At 69.8% G+C, this 15,637-nt stretch carries 11 protein-coding genes; 8 read left to right on the top strand and 3 right to left on the bottom strand.

Going from position 1 to position 15,637, the window contains the following annotated elements; translation table 11 throughout:
• Positions 1-155 precede the first annotated feature (155 nt).
• Both ACTH43_RS12865 and ACTH43_RS12870 read right to left on the bottom strand, forming a co-directional pair.
• On the bottom strand, positions 156-1,811 hold the full coding sequence (locus ACTH43_RS12865; protein WP_441445299.1) for a mannitol dehydrogenase family protein: 1,656 nt from the start codon (positions 1,809-1,811) through the stop codon (positions 156-158).
• A gap of 255 nt (positions 1,812-2,066) precedes the next feature.
• Complete coding sequence (locus ACTH43_RS12870; RefSeq protein ID WP_345075479.1) at positions 2,067-3,113, bottom strand: sugar-binding transcriptional regulator; 1,047 nt, start codon at positions 3,111-3,113, stop codon at positions 2,067-2,069.
• 409 nt (positions 3,114-3,522) lie between these two features.
• Here ACTH43_RS12870 and ACTH43_RS12875 point away from each other — a divergent pair, with 409 nt between their 5' ends.
• From ACTH43_RS12875 to ACTH43_RS12885, 3 genes are read left to right on the top strand one after another with little or no spacing between them, the layout of a single operon-like run.
• Positions 3,523-4,848 (top strand): ABC transporter substrate-binding protein, encoded by a 1,326-nt coding sequence (locus tag ACTH43_RS12875; RefSeq protein WP_441445300.1) that lies wholly within the window; start codon positions 3,523-3,525, stop codon positions 4,846-4,848.
• 3 nt (positions 4,849-4,851) lie between these two features.
• Positions 4,852-5,832, top strand: a complete 981-nt coding sequence (locus tag ACTH43_RS12880; RefSeq protein ID WP_441445301.1) for a carbohydrate ABC transporter permease — start codon at positions 4,852-4,854, stop codon at positions 5,830-5,832.
• A gap of 49 nt (positions 5,833-5,881) precedes the next feature.
• On the top strand, positions 5,882-6,775 hold the full coding sequence (locus ACTH43_RS12885; protein WP_441445302.1) for a carbohydrate ABC transporter permease: 894 nt from the start codon (positions 5,882-5,884) through the stop codon (positions 6,773-6,775).
• Positions 6,776-7,060: 285 nt separating this feature from the next.
• Here the strand turns inward: ACTH43_RS12885 and ACTH43_RS12890 are convergent, their stop codons facing one another.
• Complete coding sequence (locus ACTH43_RS12890) at positions 7,061-9,406, bottom strand: NAD(+) synthase (protein ID WP_441445303.1); 2,346 nt, start codon at positions 9,404-9,406, stop codon at positions 7,061-7,063.
• Between the two features lie 228 nt (positions 9,407-9,634).
• Between ACTH43_RS12890 and ACTH43_RS12895 the strand changes: the two genes are divergently transcribed.
• The 5 genes from ACTH43_RS12895 to ACTH43_RS12915 all read left to right on the top strand — a co-directional run bounded on the left by ACTH43_RS12895 (position 9,635) and on the right by ACTH43_RS12915 (position 15,633).
• Entirely contained in the window at positions 9,635-10,498 is an 864-nt protein-coding gene (locus tag ACTH43_RS12895) for a carbohydrate ABC transporter permease (RefSeq protein WP_441445304.1), read from the top strand.
• 15 nt (positions 10,499-10,513) lie between these two features.
• Positions 10,514-11,440 (top strand): carbohydrate ABC transporter permease, encoded by a 927-nt coding sequence (locus ACTH43_RS12900; protein ID WP_441445305.1) that lies wholly within the window; start codon positions 10,514-10,516, stop codon positions 11,438-11,440.
• A gap of 97 nt (positions 11,441-11,537) precedes the next feature.
• On the top strand, positions 11,538-12,908 hold the full coding sequence (locus tag ACTH43_RS12905) for an extracellular solute-binding protein (protein ID WP_441445306.1): 1,371 nt from the start codon (positions 11,538-11,540) through the stop codon (positions 12,906-12,908).
• A 215-nt stretch (positions 12,909-13,123) separates the two neighbouring features.
• Positions 13,124-14,401 carry an ABC transporter ATP-binding protein gene (locus ACTH43_RS12910; protein WP_441445307.1) on the top strand — a complete coding sequence of 426 codons (1,278 nt, stop codon included), beginning with the start codon at positions 13,124-13,126 and terminating at the stop codon, positions 14,399-14,401.
• On the top strand, positions 14,401-15,633 hold the full coding sequence (locus ACTH43_RS12915; RefSeq protein WP_441445308.1) for an ABC transporter permease: 1,233 nt from the start codon (positions 14,401-14,403) through the stop codon (positions 15,631-15,633). The genes ACTH43_RS12910 and ACTH43_RS12915 overlap by 1 nt, the downstream gene beginning before the upstream one ends.
• Positions 15,634-15,637: the final 4 nt, after the last annotated feature.

Consider the following 15,637-nt stretch of genomic DNA (forward strand, 5'->3'; position numbering starts at 1 on the left):
CCCCGCCCCCCCCGCGCGCCGCCCCGCCAGCGGCGCGCATCCCCCCCCCCGGGGGCACCGCCCACGGGCGGGGGCAAATGGGGGGTTAATTTGGTTCGATCCCCCCCAACTTTCCCCCGCTCACGCGGCGGGAAAGGTGCACGGGAGGGGGTGCCTCAGGTCCTGGTGACGAGCTCCGCAAGGAGGGCGCGGGCGCCGGTGGTGTGGAGGGTCTCGAGGGCGTGGAGGTAGGGCGTCGTGAATGCCTGCTGCTGGACGAGGTCGCCGAACAGCTCCTCGTCGCGGAGGAAGGCGAGCGGGTCCTCATCGTGCCGGGCTGCGGCAGCCATCAGGCGGTCGTGGAGGCGGTCCACCACCGGCCACTCCTCACCGTTCTCCCCCATGCCCTCGGCGTAACGCGCCCAGGAGGCGACGATCGCGGCGGAGGCGGTGACGTCCCGGCCAGCCTCGAGGTTCTCCCGGATCACGGGGACCAGCCAGGTGGGGATGCGGTCGGAGGACTCGGCGGCCAGGCGGGCCAGGGTGTCCTTGACCTCGCGGTTCGCGAAGCGGGCCATCAGCTCGTCCTTGTAGGCGTCCAGGTCGATGCCGGGCACCTCGGGAACGGCGGGCGTGCCCTCGTGATCCATGTAGAGAGTGCGGGTGAAGGGCGCGAGGTGTTCGTCGACGGCGGCTTCGTCGGCGTAGGTCTGCCCGAGCAGCAGGCCGAAGTAGGCGATGGCCTGGTGGGAGCAGTTCAGCAGGCGCAGCTTCATCAGCTCGTACGGTTCGACGTCCTCGACCATCTGCACGCCGACCTCCTCGTAGGCGGGGCGGCCGGCGGGGAAGTGATCCTCGAGCACCCACTGCACGAAGTCCTCGCTGACCACGGGCCAGGCGTCCTCGATGCCGTAGTCGCTGGCGATCATCTCGATGTCCTCGGGCGCGGTGACCGGGGTGATGCGGTCGACCATGCAGTTGGGGAAGGCGACCTCGGACTCGAGCCAGTCGGCGATCGGGGCGTCGCCGTGCAGGCCGTTCTCGTCGCGCCTGCGTGCGTAGGCGAGGATCATGCGCTTGGCGAGGTCACCGTTGCCGCGCACGTTGTCGCAGGACATGACGGTGAACGGTGCGGTGCCGGCCTCGCGGCGGCGGCGCAGCGCTTCGACGACGAAGCCGAACATGGTGCGAGGGTGCCCGGCGGGGTGCGCGGGATCCGCCCCGGCACCATCCGCACCGTCCGCACCGTTCACAACGTCCGCACCGTCCGGACCGTTCACAACGTCCGCACCGTCCGGACCGTTCGCACCGTCCGGGCCCGCCGCGGCGGCGCCCACGGCGGCGAAACCGGTGGAGAGGTCCGCGGCGACGGCCTCGGTCTCGTACTGGAACTGACCGGTGGAGGGGTTGTAGTTGTAGCCGCCCTCGGTGACGGTCAGCGAGACGATCCGCACCGCCGGGTCGGTCATCTGGGCGAGCACGGCCTCGGGATCGTCGGGCGCGAAGAGGTACTTCGCGATGGAGCCGACGATGCGAGGGTCGCGGGCTCCGTCGGGCGCCTTGGTGACCAGCGTGTACAGCCCGTCCTGGGCGGTGAGCGCATCGCGCATCCGGGCGTCGCCCGGCAGCAGGCCCACGCCGCAGAGCGCCCAGTCGCGGTCCCGGCCGGCGTTCATCAGCCGGTCCAGGTACATGGCCTGGTGCGCGCGATGGAAGCCGCCGACGCCGAAGTGGACGATGCCGATGCGTCGCTCGTCAGGGGCATAGCTCGGCACCGCGACCTCGCCGCGAGTGCCGATCTCGGACAGGGTGGAGGCGTTCAGCGCGGTCATGGCTCATCCTTCGTCGGCGAGTGCGGTGGGAGTCCGACGATACACACCCCGGCGTCAAATGAGCAGACCTATCGCTCACCTGATCCGGGAGTGCGCCGTCCCGGGGCAGGTTCTCGCCACACAGTCGCGACCCCGGTCCCGCGCTCGCCACCCGCGTCCATACCCGCACCCGCGCCCGCACCCGCACCCGCACCCGCACCCGCCGTCACAGTCGCGGCCGCAGCCGCAGCCACACCCATGCCCGACCCCGCACCCTCAGTCGAGCAGTGCGGCGACCTGGTCGGCGAGCTCCGGGGCGAGCACGATGTCGTCGACCAACCCGGAGCGTGCGGCGGCGATCACGGCTTCGGGTCGCCCGACCGCCGGTGCGGCCGCGATCACGCGAGCCCGGCGCAGCTGGTCGGCGCGGACCCCGATCACCCGATCCTCCATGGTGGAGTGCCAGACCGCGCCGCTGCCGTTCAGCAGGATTCCGCAGATCTCGGCGACCACCCCGGCGTCCTGTGCGCGCTGCTGCTCGTCGGGCCGCAGCCGTGCCCACAGGGTCGAGGCTCCGGCGGACCAGGCCCCGATCGACACCATCGCGACGTCGAGCGCGTCGGCCGCATCGAGGGCCGAACGGACCTCCTCCATCGACCGCAGCGAGGCTGCGACCTGCGGGGAGTCGACGATCAACGGGGTGGGCAGCGCCCAGACCTGCCCGCCGGTGTGCCGGCCGAGGGAGTGGACCAGCGCGGAGGACTGTGCGGTGGAGTAGCCGGGGGCGCTGAGCGGCCCGACCAGCTGGACGATGTCCGCCAGGGGCAGCACCCCGAGGGAATCGGGGAGGTGGAGCAGGGTGCGGGACCAGGCGACGCCGAGGCGACCGCCCTCCTGCAGGTGCAGCGGCAGCAGGCCGGCGACCTGTCGTGCGATCGCGGCGCGCATCGACTCCCCCGGGCGAGCGGAGGCGACGGTGACCGAGGAGATGCCGAGCTGCGCGGCGAGCGGGGCGTGATCGCGCCCGGCGGCCACCGGATCGACGACCTCAATGCGCACGATGCCCTCCGCGCGGGCCTCGTCGAGCAGGCGCGCGACCTGGAATCGGGAGAGGTCGTGGCGGCGGGCGAGCTCCACCTTGGAGACGCCGTCAAGATAGTGCTCGGTCGCCAGCGCGACCTTGAGGGAGCGGTCGTCGACCGCACTGCCGTCGGCCGCACGACCGCGGGCTGCGCCGCCGTCGGATGGATGGCGTCTGCCCGCAGCGTCACCACCCGCAACCCCCGCTCCAGCATCCGTTCCGGAGGGCTCCCTGGACCCCATGGCGACTCCTTCCGCACTCATCGCGCGACGAACATCTGTGCCCGCCCCTTGCTCAGTTGAGAGTATATGACTACGCTCACTCTCAGTTGAGCGTCTACAACTATCAAGTGAGGGTCGCGGCAGAGCTGTCGTGTGCTCTCTGCGCGACGCTCTCAGCGCGTCACCCAGCGCGAGACCGACATCGCTGTCGGTCGACCATGTCGGACACCGCCGACCCCCGGCCCGAACCGCTCACAGGAGACCAGTCATGGGACCCCTCTCCCCCTCCCCTCACCCCCGCTCGGGGCTGAGCCTTCCTCCAGGATCGCCGCCACCTCCGCGGGATCCCCGCACCCGCCAGCGTCCCCGCTCGCCGCAGACTTCCAGCGCACCGCAGCCCTTCCGCACGCTCCAGCCCAACCGTCGCAGCGTGCTCGGAGCAGGCCTCGCCGGGCTCGGTGCGGCAGGCCTCGCCGCCTGCGGCGCAGGCTCCGGCGGCAAGGAATCGCTCGTCGTCGCGATCGTCTCGAATCCGCAGATGCAGGACGCGATCAGCCTCATCGACCGCTTCACCGAGCAGCACCCCGACATCGACGTGCGCTTCGTGTCCCTGCCGGAGAACGAGGCGCGCGCGAAGATCACCGCGTCGGTCGCCTCCGGCGGCGGCGAGTTCGACGTCGTGATGATCTCCAACTATGTGACTCCGCTGTGGGCCGCCAACGGCTGGCTCACCGACCTCGAGCCCTATATCGCGAAGACCGACGGCTACCAGCCCGAGGACTTCATCCCCACGATCAAGGACGCCCTGACCGTGGACGGCGCCATGCACTCGGTGCCCTTCTATGGCGAGAGCGCGTTCCTCGTGTACCGCCAGGACCTCTTCGACGCGGCAGGGCTCGAGATGCCCGAGCGTCCCAGCTGGGACGAGCTGCAGGAGTTCGCCGAGGTCCTCCACGACCCCGACGCCGGCATGACGGGCCTCGCGCTGCGCGGGTTGGCCGGCTGGGGCGAGAACCTCGCCCCGATGAACACCGTCATCAACACCTTCGGCGGCCGCTGGTTCGACATGGACTGGGCCCCCGCCCTCGAGTCCGCCGAAGTGCGCGAGGCGGTGAGCACCTACGTCGACACGGTGCGCACCTTCGGCCAGCCCGGTGCCGCGACCTCCGGGTTCGGCGACTGCCTGAACCTGGTCAGCCAGGGCAACGCCGCCATGTGGTTCGACGCCACCTCGATGGTCTCCGGCATCGAGGACCCTCGGTCCTCGACCGTCGTCGGCAAGACCGGCTACGCCCTGGGACCCACCGAGCTCACCGACTCCACCAGCTGGCTGTACTCCTGGGCGCTGGCCATCCCGGAGACCAGCGAGAAGAAGGATGCGGCCTGGGAGTTCATCGCCTGGATGACCCATCCCGACTACTTCCAGCTGGTGGGCGAGGAGATCGGCTGGGAGGCGCTGCCGCCCGGCTCCCGGCTGTCCACCTATGAGATCCCCGAGTACGCGGAGCTCTCGAAGACCTACGCCGAGCCCACCCTGAACTCGATGGCGGCCGCCACCCAGGAGCAGTCCATGACCGAGGAGGTCCCCTACCCGGGCCTGCAGTTCGTGGGCATCCCCGAGTTCCAGGACCTCGGCACCCGCGTCGGCCAGCAGTTCTCCGCCGCGATCGCGGGCCAGAAGAGCGTCGACGAGGCGCTGAAGCAGTCCCAGGGCTTCGCCGAATCGGTCGCCCGCACCTACGGATGGGAAGGCTGAGCCATGTCGACCACCACCGATGCTCCCGTCGGCCGCGGGCCCGACGCGCCGCGCACCCCGTCGACCGACGGACCCCGCGCCCGCCCCGCCCAGGGCGGCGACTACTCCAAAGCCGAGGCCTGGCGGCGCCGACTGCCGCTGATGCCCGCGTTCCTGTTCGTGGTCGTCTGCACCCAGATCCCGTTCCTGCTGACGATCTGGTACTCCCTGCGCTCCCGCAACCTGCTGCGCCCCGAGGGCGAGAAGTTCGTGGGGCTGCGCAACTACCTCGACATCTTCGTCGACTCCACCTTCCGCACCGCGGCGCTGAACTCCATCCTGTTCACGCTGGGCTGCGTGGTCGTCTCGCTGCTGCTGGGGCTGGGGCTCGCGCTGCTGCTGGACCGGAAGTTCTTCGGCCGCGGCTTCATCCGCACCCTGCTGATCACGCCCTTCCTCATCATGCCGGTGGCCGGCGCGATGCTCTGGTCGATCTCGATGTTCGATCCGACGTACGGCCTGGTCAACTGGCTGATCGGGACCGTAGGGATCTCCCCGGTGGACTGGACCAGCCAGTTCCCGATGGTCTCGATCATCATCGCGCTGGTGTGGCAGTGGACACCGTTCATGATGCTGCTGCTCCTGGCGGGCCTGCAGTCTCAGACCGGTGACGTCCTCGAGGCCGCCTCGATGGATGGCGCCAGCGCCTGGCAGACCTTCATACACATCACCCTTCCCCACCTGCGGTTCTACCTCGAACTGTCGGTGCTGCTGGGCGCGATCTATGTCGTCAACACCTTCGACCAGATCTATCTGATGACGGCGGGCGGGCCCGGCACCGCCAGTGCCAACCTGCCGTTCTACATCTACCAGCGCGCGTTCCTCGGCTTCGACATCGGGCAGTCCGCTGCGATGGGCGTGGTCACCGTGATCGCCACGATCGTGATCGCCACCTTCGCGCTGCGCCTGATCTTCACGAGCATCAACTCCAAGGAGCAGTCATGAGCACCCTCCGTCGCCGAACCGTGAGGAACGAACGGAAGGAGAGGGAGTCATGAGCACAGCGACCGCCCACGCCGACGCCCCGCGTCTCTCACGCCCGACCGCCACCACCATCCGCCCCCGCAGGCCCAAGGGCCAGGTCAGCGGGCATCTGCTGTCCGTGCTCGCCTGGGCCGCCGGGCTGATCTTCTTCGCTCCGGTGGCGTGGATGGTGCTCACCAGCTTCAAGCAGGAGAGCCAGGCGGCCTCGAATCCGCCCACCTTCTTCTTCACGCCGACGTTGGACCAGTACGCCTCGATCATCAGCACTCCCGGGGCTGGTTCGTACCTGCTGAACTCGGTGACCGCGACGGTCTGCTCGACCGTGCTGGTGCTGATCCTCGCGGTGCCCGCCGCCTATGCGGTGAGCATCCGACCGGTGAAGCGGACTCAGGACTTCCTGTTCTTCTTCATCTCCACCAAGATGCTGCCGGTGGTCGCGGTGATCATGCCGATCTACGTGATCGCCGGACAGATCCGGATGCTCGACAACATCCTCACCCTGATCGTCCTCTACACGGCGATGAACCTGCCGATCGCGGTGTGGATGATGCGCTCGTTCTTCCTCGAGGTGCCCGGTGAGGTGCTCGAGGCGGCGTCGATCGACGGGGCCTCACTGCTGCGCACCATGCGCACGGTGCTGCTGCCGATGGTCGCCCCGGGCGTCGCAGCGACCGCGCTGATCTGCGTGATCTTCGCGTGGAACGAGTTCTTCTTCGCCCTGAACCTCACCGCTGCGGATGCCGCGACAGTGCCGATCTTCCTGATGTCGACCATGACCTCGGAAGGGCAGTTCCTGGCGCGGCTCTCCGCCGCCTCGGTGCTGGCCTCCCTGCCGGTGGTGCTGGCCGGCTGGATCGCGCAGAAGCAGCTGGTGCGCGGCCTGTCGATGGGTGCGGTGAAGTAGGCCGGGGCGCGCTCGGCGGGGCGGGCCACATCAGGGGGCATCGGTCCTGTGTCAGGCACCCGCCACGCGCCAGAGGGGCAAAGTAGGCGCCAGCGGGGCAAAGTAGGGGGAATGGCCGCATCTATTCGCCCACTTTGCCCCGCTGGCTGGGCGAAGGAACCGCGCGGCGGCGGGGCGGGGCGCGGGGCGGCTGGGCGAAGGAACCGCGGAGCCGCGGGGCGAGGCGCGGGGCGGCGGAAGGGCGCGGGAGGCGATCCCGCTCGCTGAGCTGGGCGCCGCCGAGGTCTACTCCCCCGGCACGTCGCGCTCGATCTCGGCCATCCAGGCCTTCGCCGTCGCGTCGGCCGGCATCCGCCAGTCACCGCGCGGGGAGAGCGAGCCGCCGGCCAGCACCTTCGGGGCGTTGGGCAGGGCGGAGCGCTTGAACTGATTGGCGAAGAAGCGGCGGACGAACACCGTCAGCCAGTGCTTGATCTCCTCGCGGGAATAGGGGCGCTTGTCGGCGTCGGAGTAGCCGGCGGGCCACTCTCCGGCGTCGACGTCACCCCAGGCCTGATGGGCGAGGTAGGCGGTCTTCGCCGGACCGTAGCCGCGACGCAGCAGGTGATAGAGGAAGAAGTCGTGCAGCGCGTAGGGACCGATCGAGCTCTCGGTGGACTGCGCCTTCTCGCCCTCACGCGCCGGGATCAGCTCGGGACTGATCTCGGTGTCCAGCACCGCCTGCAGCACCTCCGAGGCGTCGTCGCCGAAGATCTCCTCGGCGACCACCCAGCGGATCAGGTGCTGGATCAGGGTCTTGGGCACGCCGGCGTTCACGCCGTAGTGGGACATGTGGTCGCCCACGCCGTACGTGCACCAGCCGAGCGCGAGCTCGGAGAGGTCCCCGGTGCCCACCACGATCCCGCCGTGGTGGTTCGCCAGGCGGAACAGGTAGTCGGTGCGCATCCCGGCCTGGACGTTCTCGAAGGTCACGTCGTAGACCTCCTCGCCGCTGCCGTAGGGATGGCCCATGTCCTTCAGCATCTGGGTGGCGGAGGGACGGATGTCGATGGTCTCGAAGCTCGCACCGACCGCGCGCGAGAGCAGCTCGGCGTTGGAGCGGGTGTGCTCGGTGGTCGCGAATCCGGGCATCGTGTAGGTGAGGATCTCGGAGCGGTCGCGACCCAGCAGGTCCATGGCTCGTGCGCACACCAGCAGCGCATGCGTGGAGTCCAGACCGCCTGAGACGCCGAGCACCGGCTTCGTGCCGCCGGGCTTGTCCCCGCCGATCGCGCTCAGCCGACGCACCAGACCCGCGACCTGGATCGAGAACGCCTCATAGCAGTCCTGGGCCAGGCGGGCCGGGTCGTCGGGCACGAAGGGGAAGCGGTCCAGCTTGCGGCGCAGCGGCCCGGTCGCGGGGCGGCCGACGGGCTGGGAGTCCCCGTCAGGGTCCCAGGCGTCGAAGGAGATCTCGTCGGCCGCTTCCACTCCGAACAGGAGCCGTGCGCGGCTGCCGGCGTACTCCTTCAGGCGTTCGGCGTGGATGCGCCGATTGTCGTCGAAGGTGTTCATGCGGCGCCGCTCGGCCACGACCCGGGAGAGATCGATGTCCGCGATGGTGGCGCGGGGGCCCTGCGGGAAGCGCTCGGTCTCGCCCAGCAGGTCACCGCATTCGTAGATGAAGGTCTGTCCATCCCAGGCGAGGTCGGTGGTGGACTCCCCCTCCCCGGCAGCGGCGTAGATGTACGCGGCCTGGGAGCGGGCGGACGCGGAGCGGGCCATCAGCTTGCGCTCGTCGGCCCGGCCGATGGTGATCGGCGAGCCGGACAGGTTCGCGATCACGGTGGCGCCGGCGAGCGCGGCCTCGGCCGACGGCGGGATCGGCACCCACATGTCCTCGCAGATCTCCACGAACAGGCTCAGGCCCGGCACGTCGGGCACCTCGATCAGCTGGTGCGGGGTGAGCTGATGCTCCGTCCGGCCGATGCGCACATTCTCCCAGCAGACGTCGTCCCCCGAGGCGTACCAGCGCCGCTCGTAGAACTCGCGGTAGGTGGGCAGGTGCTGCTTGGCGTGGATGCCCACGATCTCCCCGCGATGGATGGTGATCGCGGCGTTCACCACGCGGTTGCGGGCGGGGACCCGCAGCGGGGCGCCGAGCACGATGAGCGGCATCAGCTCACGGCTGGCCTCGACCACGGCGAGGATCGCCTGCTCGGCGGCGTCCAGCAGCGGCTCCTGCAGCACCAGGTCGTCCAGCGAGTACCCGGTCAGGGACAGCTCGGGGAACACCGCGAGCCCCACCTGCTGCCGGTCGAGGTCGCGCAGCACCTCGAGGTGGCGCTCGGCGTTGGTGGCGGGGTCGGCGAGCGCGACCGGGACGGTGACGGCGGCGGCGCGCAGGAAGCCGCGGTCGTAGATCGAGGCGTGAGGGTCCGACGGGTCGTCATGGGTGACGGTGGGCAGCGCGCGCTCCAGCTGGTGGTCCCGGTCGGGCGCGGCCGGCACATGCCCGCCCGGCACCGGGGCGGAGGCCGGGACGTCATGATGATGCGCCGGTGCGGGGCTCGGCGGTTCGTTCTGGCCCGGCGGCTGCGTCCGGTGCTGACCGGAGGGCTGCGGGGCTGTTGGCTGCGACGCTGAGCTCATGGTGCCGAGCGTAATGGAGCACAGCGGCACCGCGCCGCTCTGCGTCCGTTCGGTCGGCTGCGCCCTGCGGCCCTGTGGCCCCGTCGGCCAGCCCCTTCGGCTCGCCCCGTCGGCTGGCCCCGTCGGCCGGCCCCGACCATCGCTGGGCACGACGCACGGGTGCAACGCTGACCTGCTATACGTTGATCCGATGAGACCGAGCACGACACCGCGCACGAGAGGGGCCGCATGAACTCGCGCAGGCCCTTGCTGGGCTGGCTGCTGATCGCCCCCAGCCTGATCGGGGTGGCGGCCTTCCTGATCCTGCCGGTGCTGATCGCCTTCGTCGTCTCCCTGTTCCGCTGGGACCTGCTGGGCACTCGCCGCTTCATCGGGATAGAGAACTACCAGGCGCTGCTCTCGGACGGCGCCTTGACCAACTCCCTGCTGGTCACCGGCATCTTCACGCTGATCTCGGTGCCGGTCTCGCTCGCGCTGGGTCTGATCCTCGCCACGCAGCTGGTGCGCGCCCTGCCGGGCTCGGCGATCGTGCGGGTGATCGTGGTGATCCCCTGGGTGTGTGCGCCGCTCGCGCTCGGCGTGGTCTGGAAGTGGATCTTCCAGCCGTCGGTCGGTGCGCTCAACCAGATCCTGGGCGTGCGTATCGAATGGCTGACCGATCCGTCGCTCGCCCTGCCCGCGGTCGCCTTCGTCGCGATCTGGCAGAACGTCGGCTACATCTCGCTGTTCTTCCAGGCCGGGCTCACCCGCATCCCCGGCTCGATCTACGAGTCCGCCCGCATCGACGGCGCCGGACCGGCCCAGCAGCTGTGGTTCATGACGGTCCCGCTGCTGCGCCCCACCACGTTCTTCCTCGCCGTCACCCAGGTGGTGGCGAGCTTCCAGGTGTTCGACATGGTCTTCGCCCTCACCGGCGGCGGCCCCCAGCACCGCACCGAGGTGATCGCCTCCCTGATCTACCAGGAAGCCTTCGTCTCCAGCCGCCTGGGCCGCGCGAGCGCGGTCGCGGTGATCCTGTTCCTCCTCCTGGTGGTGATCACGGTGGCCCAGCAGCGCTGGTTCTCCCGCCGCATCACCTACGACATGAGCTGAGAGGACACCGACGAGATGACCACACCGCGCACCGCCACACCGCACGCCAACACCGATGCTCCCGAGGCCACCCCCGCGCGCCCGACGAGCCGACGCCGCCTCACCGGCACGCTGCTCGCACGGCGCCTGTTCGGCCACGGCATCACCTACCTGGTGCTCGCCGTCGCCGCCGTGCTGACCCTGGGACCGTTCCTTTTCTCCGTGCTCACCGCATTCACCTCCACCCGGCAGTTCGCCCAGCAGGGACCGCTGTCGATCCCCGTGCCCCCCGTGCTGGAGAACTTCATCGGCCTGTTCACCTCACCAGACGGCTTCGTCACCCCGGTCGTGGTCACGGTGCAGATGGTCGCCGTGATCCTGGTGGGCCAGATGGTGTTCTCGGTGCTCGCCGCCTATGCCTTCGCTCAGCTCCGCTTCCCCGGCCGTGACCTGCTGTTCTGGGTGTACATCGCGACGCTGATGGTGCCGCAGGTGGTCGTGGTGGTGCCGCTGTACCTGATGATGAGCGAGGTGGGGCTGCGCAACACCTTCTGGGCCCTGATCCTCCCCTTCGTGCTCGGCTCCCCCTACGCGATCTTCCTGCTGCGGGAGAACTTCCGCGGTGTGCCCAGCGAGCTGATGGATGCGATGCGGATCGACGGCGCGGGCACCCTGCGCCTGCTGTGGCATCTGGTGGTGCCGCTGAACCGGCCGATCATCGTGACCCTGGTGCTGATCACGGTGGTGACCCACTGGAACAACTTCATGTGGCCGATGGTGATCACCTCTGGCCCCGAGTGGCGGGTGATCACGGTGGCGACCTCCGCGCTGCAATCGCAGTACAACAACAACTGGACCCTGGTCATGGCGGGTACGACGCTGGCGATGCTGCCGTTGGTGATCCTGATGGTGGTCTTCCAGAAGCAGATCACCCGCTCGGTGGGCGAGGCGACGCTGCGCTGACGCGGACACGCATCGGCGTCACCCGAAGACATACATCACCCCATCACCAGCACGAATGGTTGATGATAGGAGCACTAGTGTTCTCGGAAGGAATCACATGTTGAACTGTCGTACTCTCCTCTCCTCCTTCGCCGCCGCCGGCCTGCTCACCACCGCGGCGGCGTGCTCCCCGTCCAGCGATGACGGCGGCTCGGGCGGCACCCCGGGCAGCGGCGCCAGCGACGCGGGTGGCAGCACCGGCGGGGACAAGGGCACGCTGACCTTCCGGCTGTGGGATGAGAATGCCGTGGCCGCGTACGAGGAGTCCTTCACCGCGTTCACCGCCGAGAGCGGCTGGAACGTGAAGATCGACGTGGTGCCGTGGGCCGACTACTGGACCCGCCTGCCGCTGGATGTGGCCAGCGGTGACGCGGCGGATGTGTACTGGATGAACTCCGCGAACTACATCCAGTTCAAGGACTCCGAGGCACTGCTGGACATCAACGAGGTGATCCCCGACGGCGCGGCCCAGTGGGAGCAGTCCGTGGTGGACCTCTACACCCGCGACGGCGGGTTGTGGGGCGTGCCGCAGATCTGGGACTCGATCGCCCTGTTCTACAACAAGGCCCTGGTCGAGGAGGCGGGCGTGGACCCGTCGGCCCTCGCCTTCGACCCCGCCGCGGAGACCGACTCGCTGCGCGATGCCGGAAAGGCGCTGACCCTGGACGGTGCCGGCAAGCACCCGGGCGAGGACGGCTTCGACGCCGATTCCCGTGAGCAGTTCGGCTTCAACTCGCAGGCGGACCGCCAGGCGATCATCGGCCCGATGCTCGCCTCGAACGGCGCCGAGTGGCAGAAGGACGACCAGTACACCTTCGCCTCTCCCGAGGGCATCGAGGCGTTCCAGTACATGGCCGACCTCATCAACGTGGAGAACGTGGCCCCCAGCGCCGCAGACACCAACGAGAACGGTGACTTCACCCGCGACCTGTTCACCCAGGGCAAGCTCGGCCTGTTCCAGTCCGGCCCCTACAACCTGCTGGCGATCTCCGATGGCGTGGCCGACTCCTTCGAGTGGGCGCTCGCCGCGCCGGTGGCCGGCCCCGCGGGCGCGAAGTCCCTGGTGCACGGTGTGGTCGCGGTGGGCAACGCGAAGGCCGACGAGGAGCAGCAGACCGGCATCACCGAGCTGCTGACCTGGCTGGGCAGCAAGAACGGCCAGCTGCCGCTCGCCGAGAAGGGCGTCTCCTTCCCCGGCCATGTCGACGCGCAGGACGCCTTCATCGCGTTCTGGGAGGAGAAGGGCGTGGACGTCAGCATCTTCGTGGACGCCGCGAAGAACGCCGCTGAGGCCGACACCGGCGCCCGCGCGAATGCTGGCCTCACCGCCGCGATCCCGGTCTTCCAGGAGGTCTTCATCGGCCGCCTCACCGCCGAGGAGGGCATCCCGCAGGCACAGGAGGAGGGCAACGCCGCCATGGCGGAGTGAGCCCGCTGGCTCAGCGGGATCACCTGACCTGCTGAGCATCGGAGGACGACGGGCGCTGGAGCGCACCCTGCGGAAGTATCTCCGCAGCCTGCTCTCCAGCGCCCGTTCTCGTTGCTCAGTCCCTGGGCATCCTCCACCACTCCCCCACGATTCGTCCCCGTAATGTGCCCGCGAAGTCCTGCCCGCGACGGGTTCCGGCATGCCAGTCTGTGCACATGACGCACAGCACACCCGCGGCCGGGGGCACGGGCCGGGGATCGCAGGGGGAACAGGCGCCGCCGCACACGTCCGGCGCCTACGACCACTGGCCGATCCAGTCCGACGGCCCTGCCCACAGCAGTCCCGCGCAGAACGAACCGCCCCTCAGCGGGCCCGCGCAGAGCGCCCCGGTGCGCAGCGGTCCGACGCACGAGAGTCCCACGCACGAGAGTCCCACGCAGAACGGCGCGGCAGCGCCCGGCCTGCAGTCGTATCCCGGACGCGCCACGAGCTACGGCGCGCTGGCCCCGGCGCCCGCGCACCGCACCGACCTCGCCGCCGGCGCAACCCCCGGGATCGTCGCCGAACATGTGAGCCGTGCTTTCGGCAGCGTGCAGGCGGTGCATGATCTGAGCTTCACCGCGCCGCGCGGCGCGGTGACCGCGCTGGTGGGCCCCAATGGCTGCGGCAAGTCGACGCTGATGCTGATGCTCGCCTCGCTGCTGGCCCCGCACTCCGGCCGGGTGCTGATCGACGGCGTCGACCCGTCGGCCGATTCCCCGGCGGTGCGGGCGAGCGTGGGATGGATGCCGGACCAGTTCGGGGCGTGGGACTCGCTGCGGGTGGCGGAGGTGCTCGAGGTGATGGGCCGTGCCTACTTCCTGCCCGGGCCCGAGCTGCGGCAGCGGGTCGATGAGCTGCTGCAGCTGCTGGATCTCGCCTCTCTCGCCCAACAGCCCGCGCACGTGCTCTCCCGTGGGCAGAAGCAGCGCCTGGGTCTGGCCCGTGCGCTCATCCATGGCCCCTCGGTGCTGATCCTCGACGAGCCCGCCTCCGGGCTCGACCCGGCGTCGCGCCGACGCCTGCTGCGGGTGGTCCGCTCGCTGGCGTCTGCGGGGACCACCGTGCTGGTCTCCAGCCACATCCTCACTGAGCTCGAGGAGATGGCTGATCATGTGGTGTTCATGGACTCCGGCCGGGTGGTGGACGCCTCGAGCGTGCGCGATCTGGCGGCTCGGCCGCGCCCCTGGAGGATCAGCTCGTTGGATCTGCAGGCCCTGGCCTCGGCATTGGGACGGCTCGGGGTGCGCCACCGCGGGGTGCTCGGCCCCGATCGCACCACCAGCGGTCATGCAGAGGTGATCGTGCAGCTGCCCGACGAGGCCACCGCCGCCCGCCTGCTCGCCGACCTCACCGCCGCGAAGGCCCAGGTCATCGCATTCGGTCCCGCGACCGGTCGACTCGAGGCCGCCTACCTCGCCTCCGATGCCGCCCACCGTGAAGGAGCCCTGTGATGAGCGCGTCCACCTCTGTGCCCGAAGCGCCCATGCCCGCAGCGTCCGGCGGCCCGGGCTCCAGCGGTCCAGGCTCCGGCAGTCCGGCATCCGGAGGTCCACCCTCCGGCGGGGCTTCATCCGGCGGTCCGGCACCGACTGGTCCCCGCCGTCCCCTCAACGGCATCCTCTCGCTGCGCCCGCGAGGGCTGTGGCTGGTCACCTCGCTCGAGCTGCGGCAACGGATCCGTTCGGGGCGCTGGTATGTCGCGCTCGCGGTGTGGACCGTGGTGCTGCTGGGCATCGGCGGGCTGGGGCTCGCTCCCACGCTCTACACCGCGCAGTGGGATTCCCTCGAGCCGGTCGCTGCGGTGATCTTCAGCCTGCAGGTCATCCTGGTGCTGTTCGCGATGCTGCTGGTGGTGCCGGCGCTCTCCGCCGGATCGATCAACGGTGACCGCACCGCCGGGACCCTCGCCACGCTCCAGGCGAGCCTGCTCAGTCCCTTGGAGATCGTGCTGGGCAAGCTGCTGGCCGGCTTCCTCACGGGCCTTGCGTTCCTGGTGCTCGCCCTGCCCTCGCTGGTGCCGATCGCGGTGCTGGGCGGGATCGGGGTGTTCTACTTCCTGCGGATCGTGCTGGTCATCGCGCTGCTGACGCTGTGCGTGACCGCCGTGGGGCTGGGACTGTCCGCGGTGACGAACCGGCAGCTGGGCTCGGTGGTGCTGGCCTACGTGATCGTGTTCGGTGTGTCCGTGGTGCTGCCGATCGCCTGGGGTTCCTCGGCGATCTTCCTGCAGCAGGAGCGCGAGGTCACCGAGTACTACTCCACCTACGATCACGCCGACGGCGCGCGTATGGGGCGCTGCGTGGCGGAGCAGGGCACCAGCGATGTCCCGCGCGTGGATCTGACGATGCCGATGCTGTGGGGGAACCCGGTGGTGCTGCTAGCCGAAGCGGCGCCCCCGCTGCCGACGGACTACTGGAGGGACGGGGAGGAGAACACGGATGTTCTGCGGCTGATCAAGAGCGGGATGCGCGTCGCCGCCACGATCACCCATCCTTCCCACAACAACTACTGCGAGCCAGGGGAAGAGGGCTATCCCGAGGACCTCGCCGCCATGCCGAACCGGCCGATCTGGCCGATGGGCCTGACGCTGTGGATGCTCGCGGGAGGTGTCTCACTCGCAGTAGCGACCTGGAGGCTCGCGGTGCCGATCCGGCATCTGGGCAGCGGGACACGGATCGCCTGAGGCC

The organism is Brachybacterium sp. (genome assembly GCF_052095815.1).
GTDB lineage: Bacteria > Actinomycetota > Actinomycetes > Actinomycetales > Dermabacteraceae > Brachybacterium.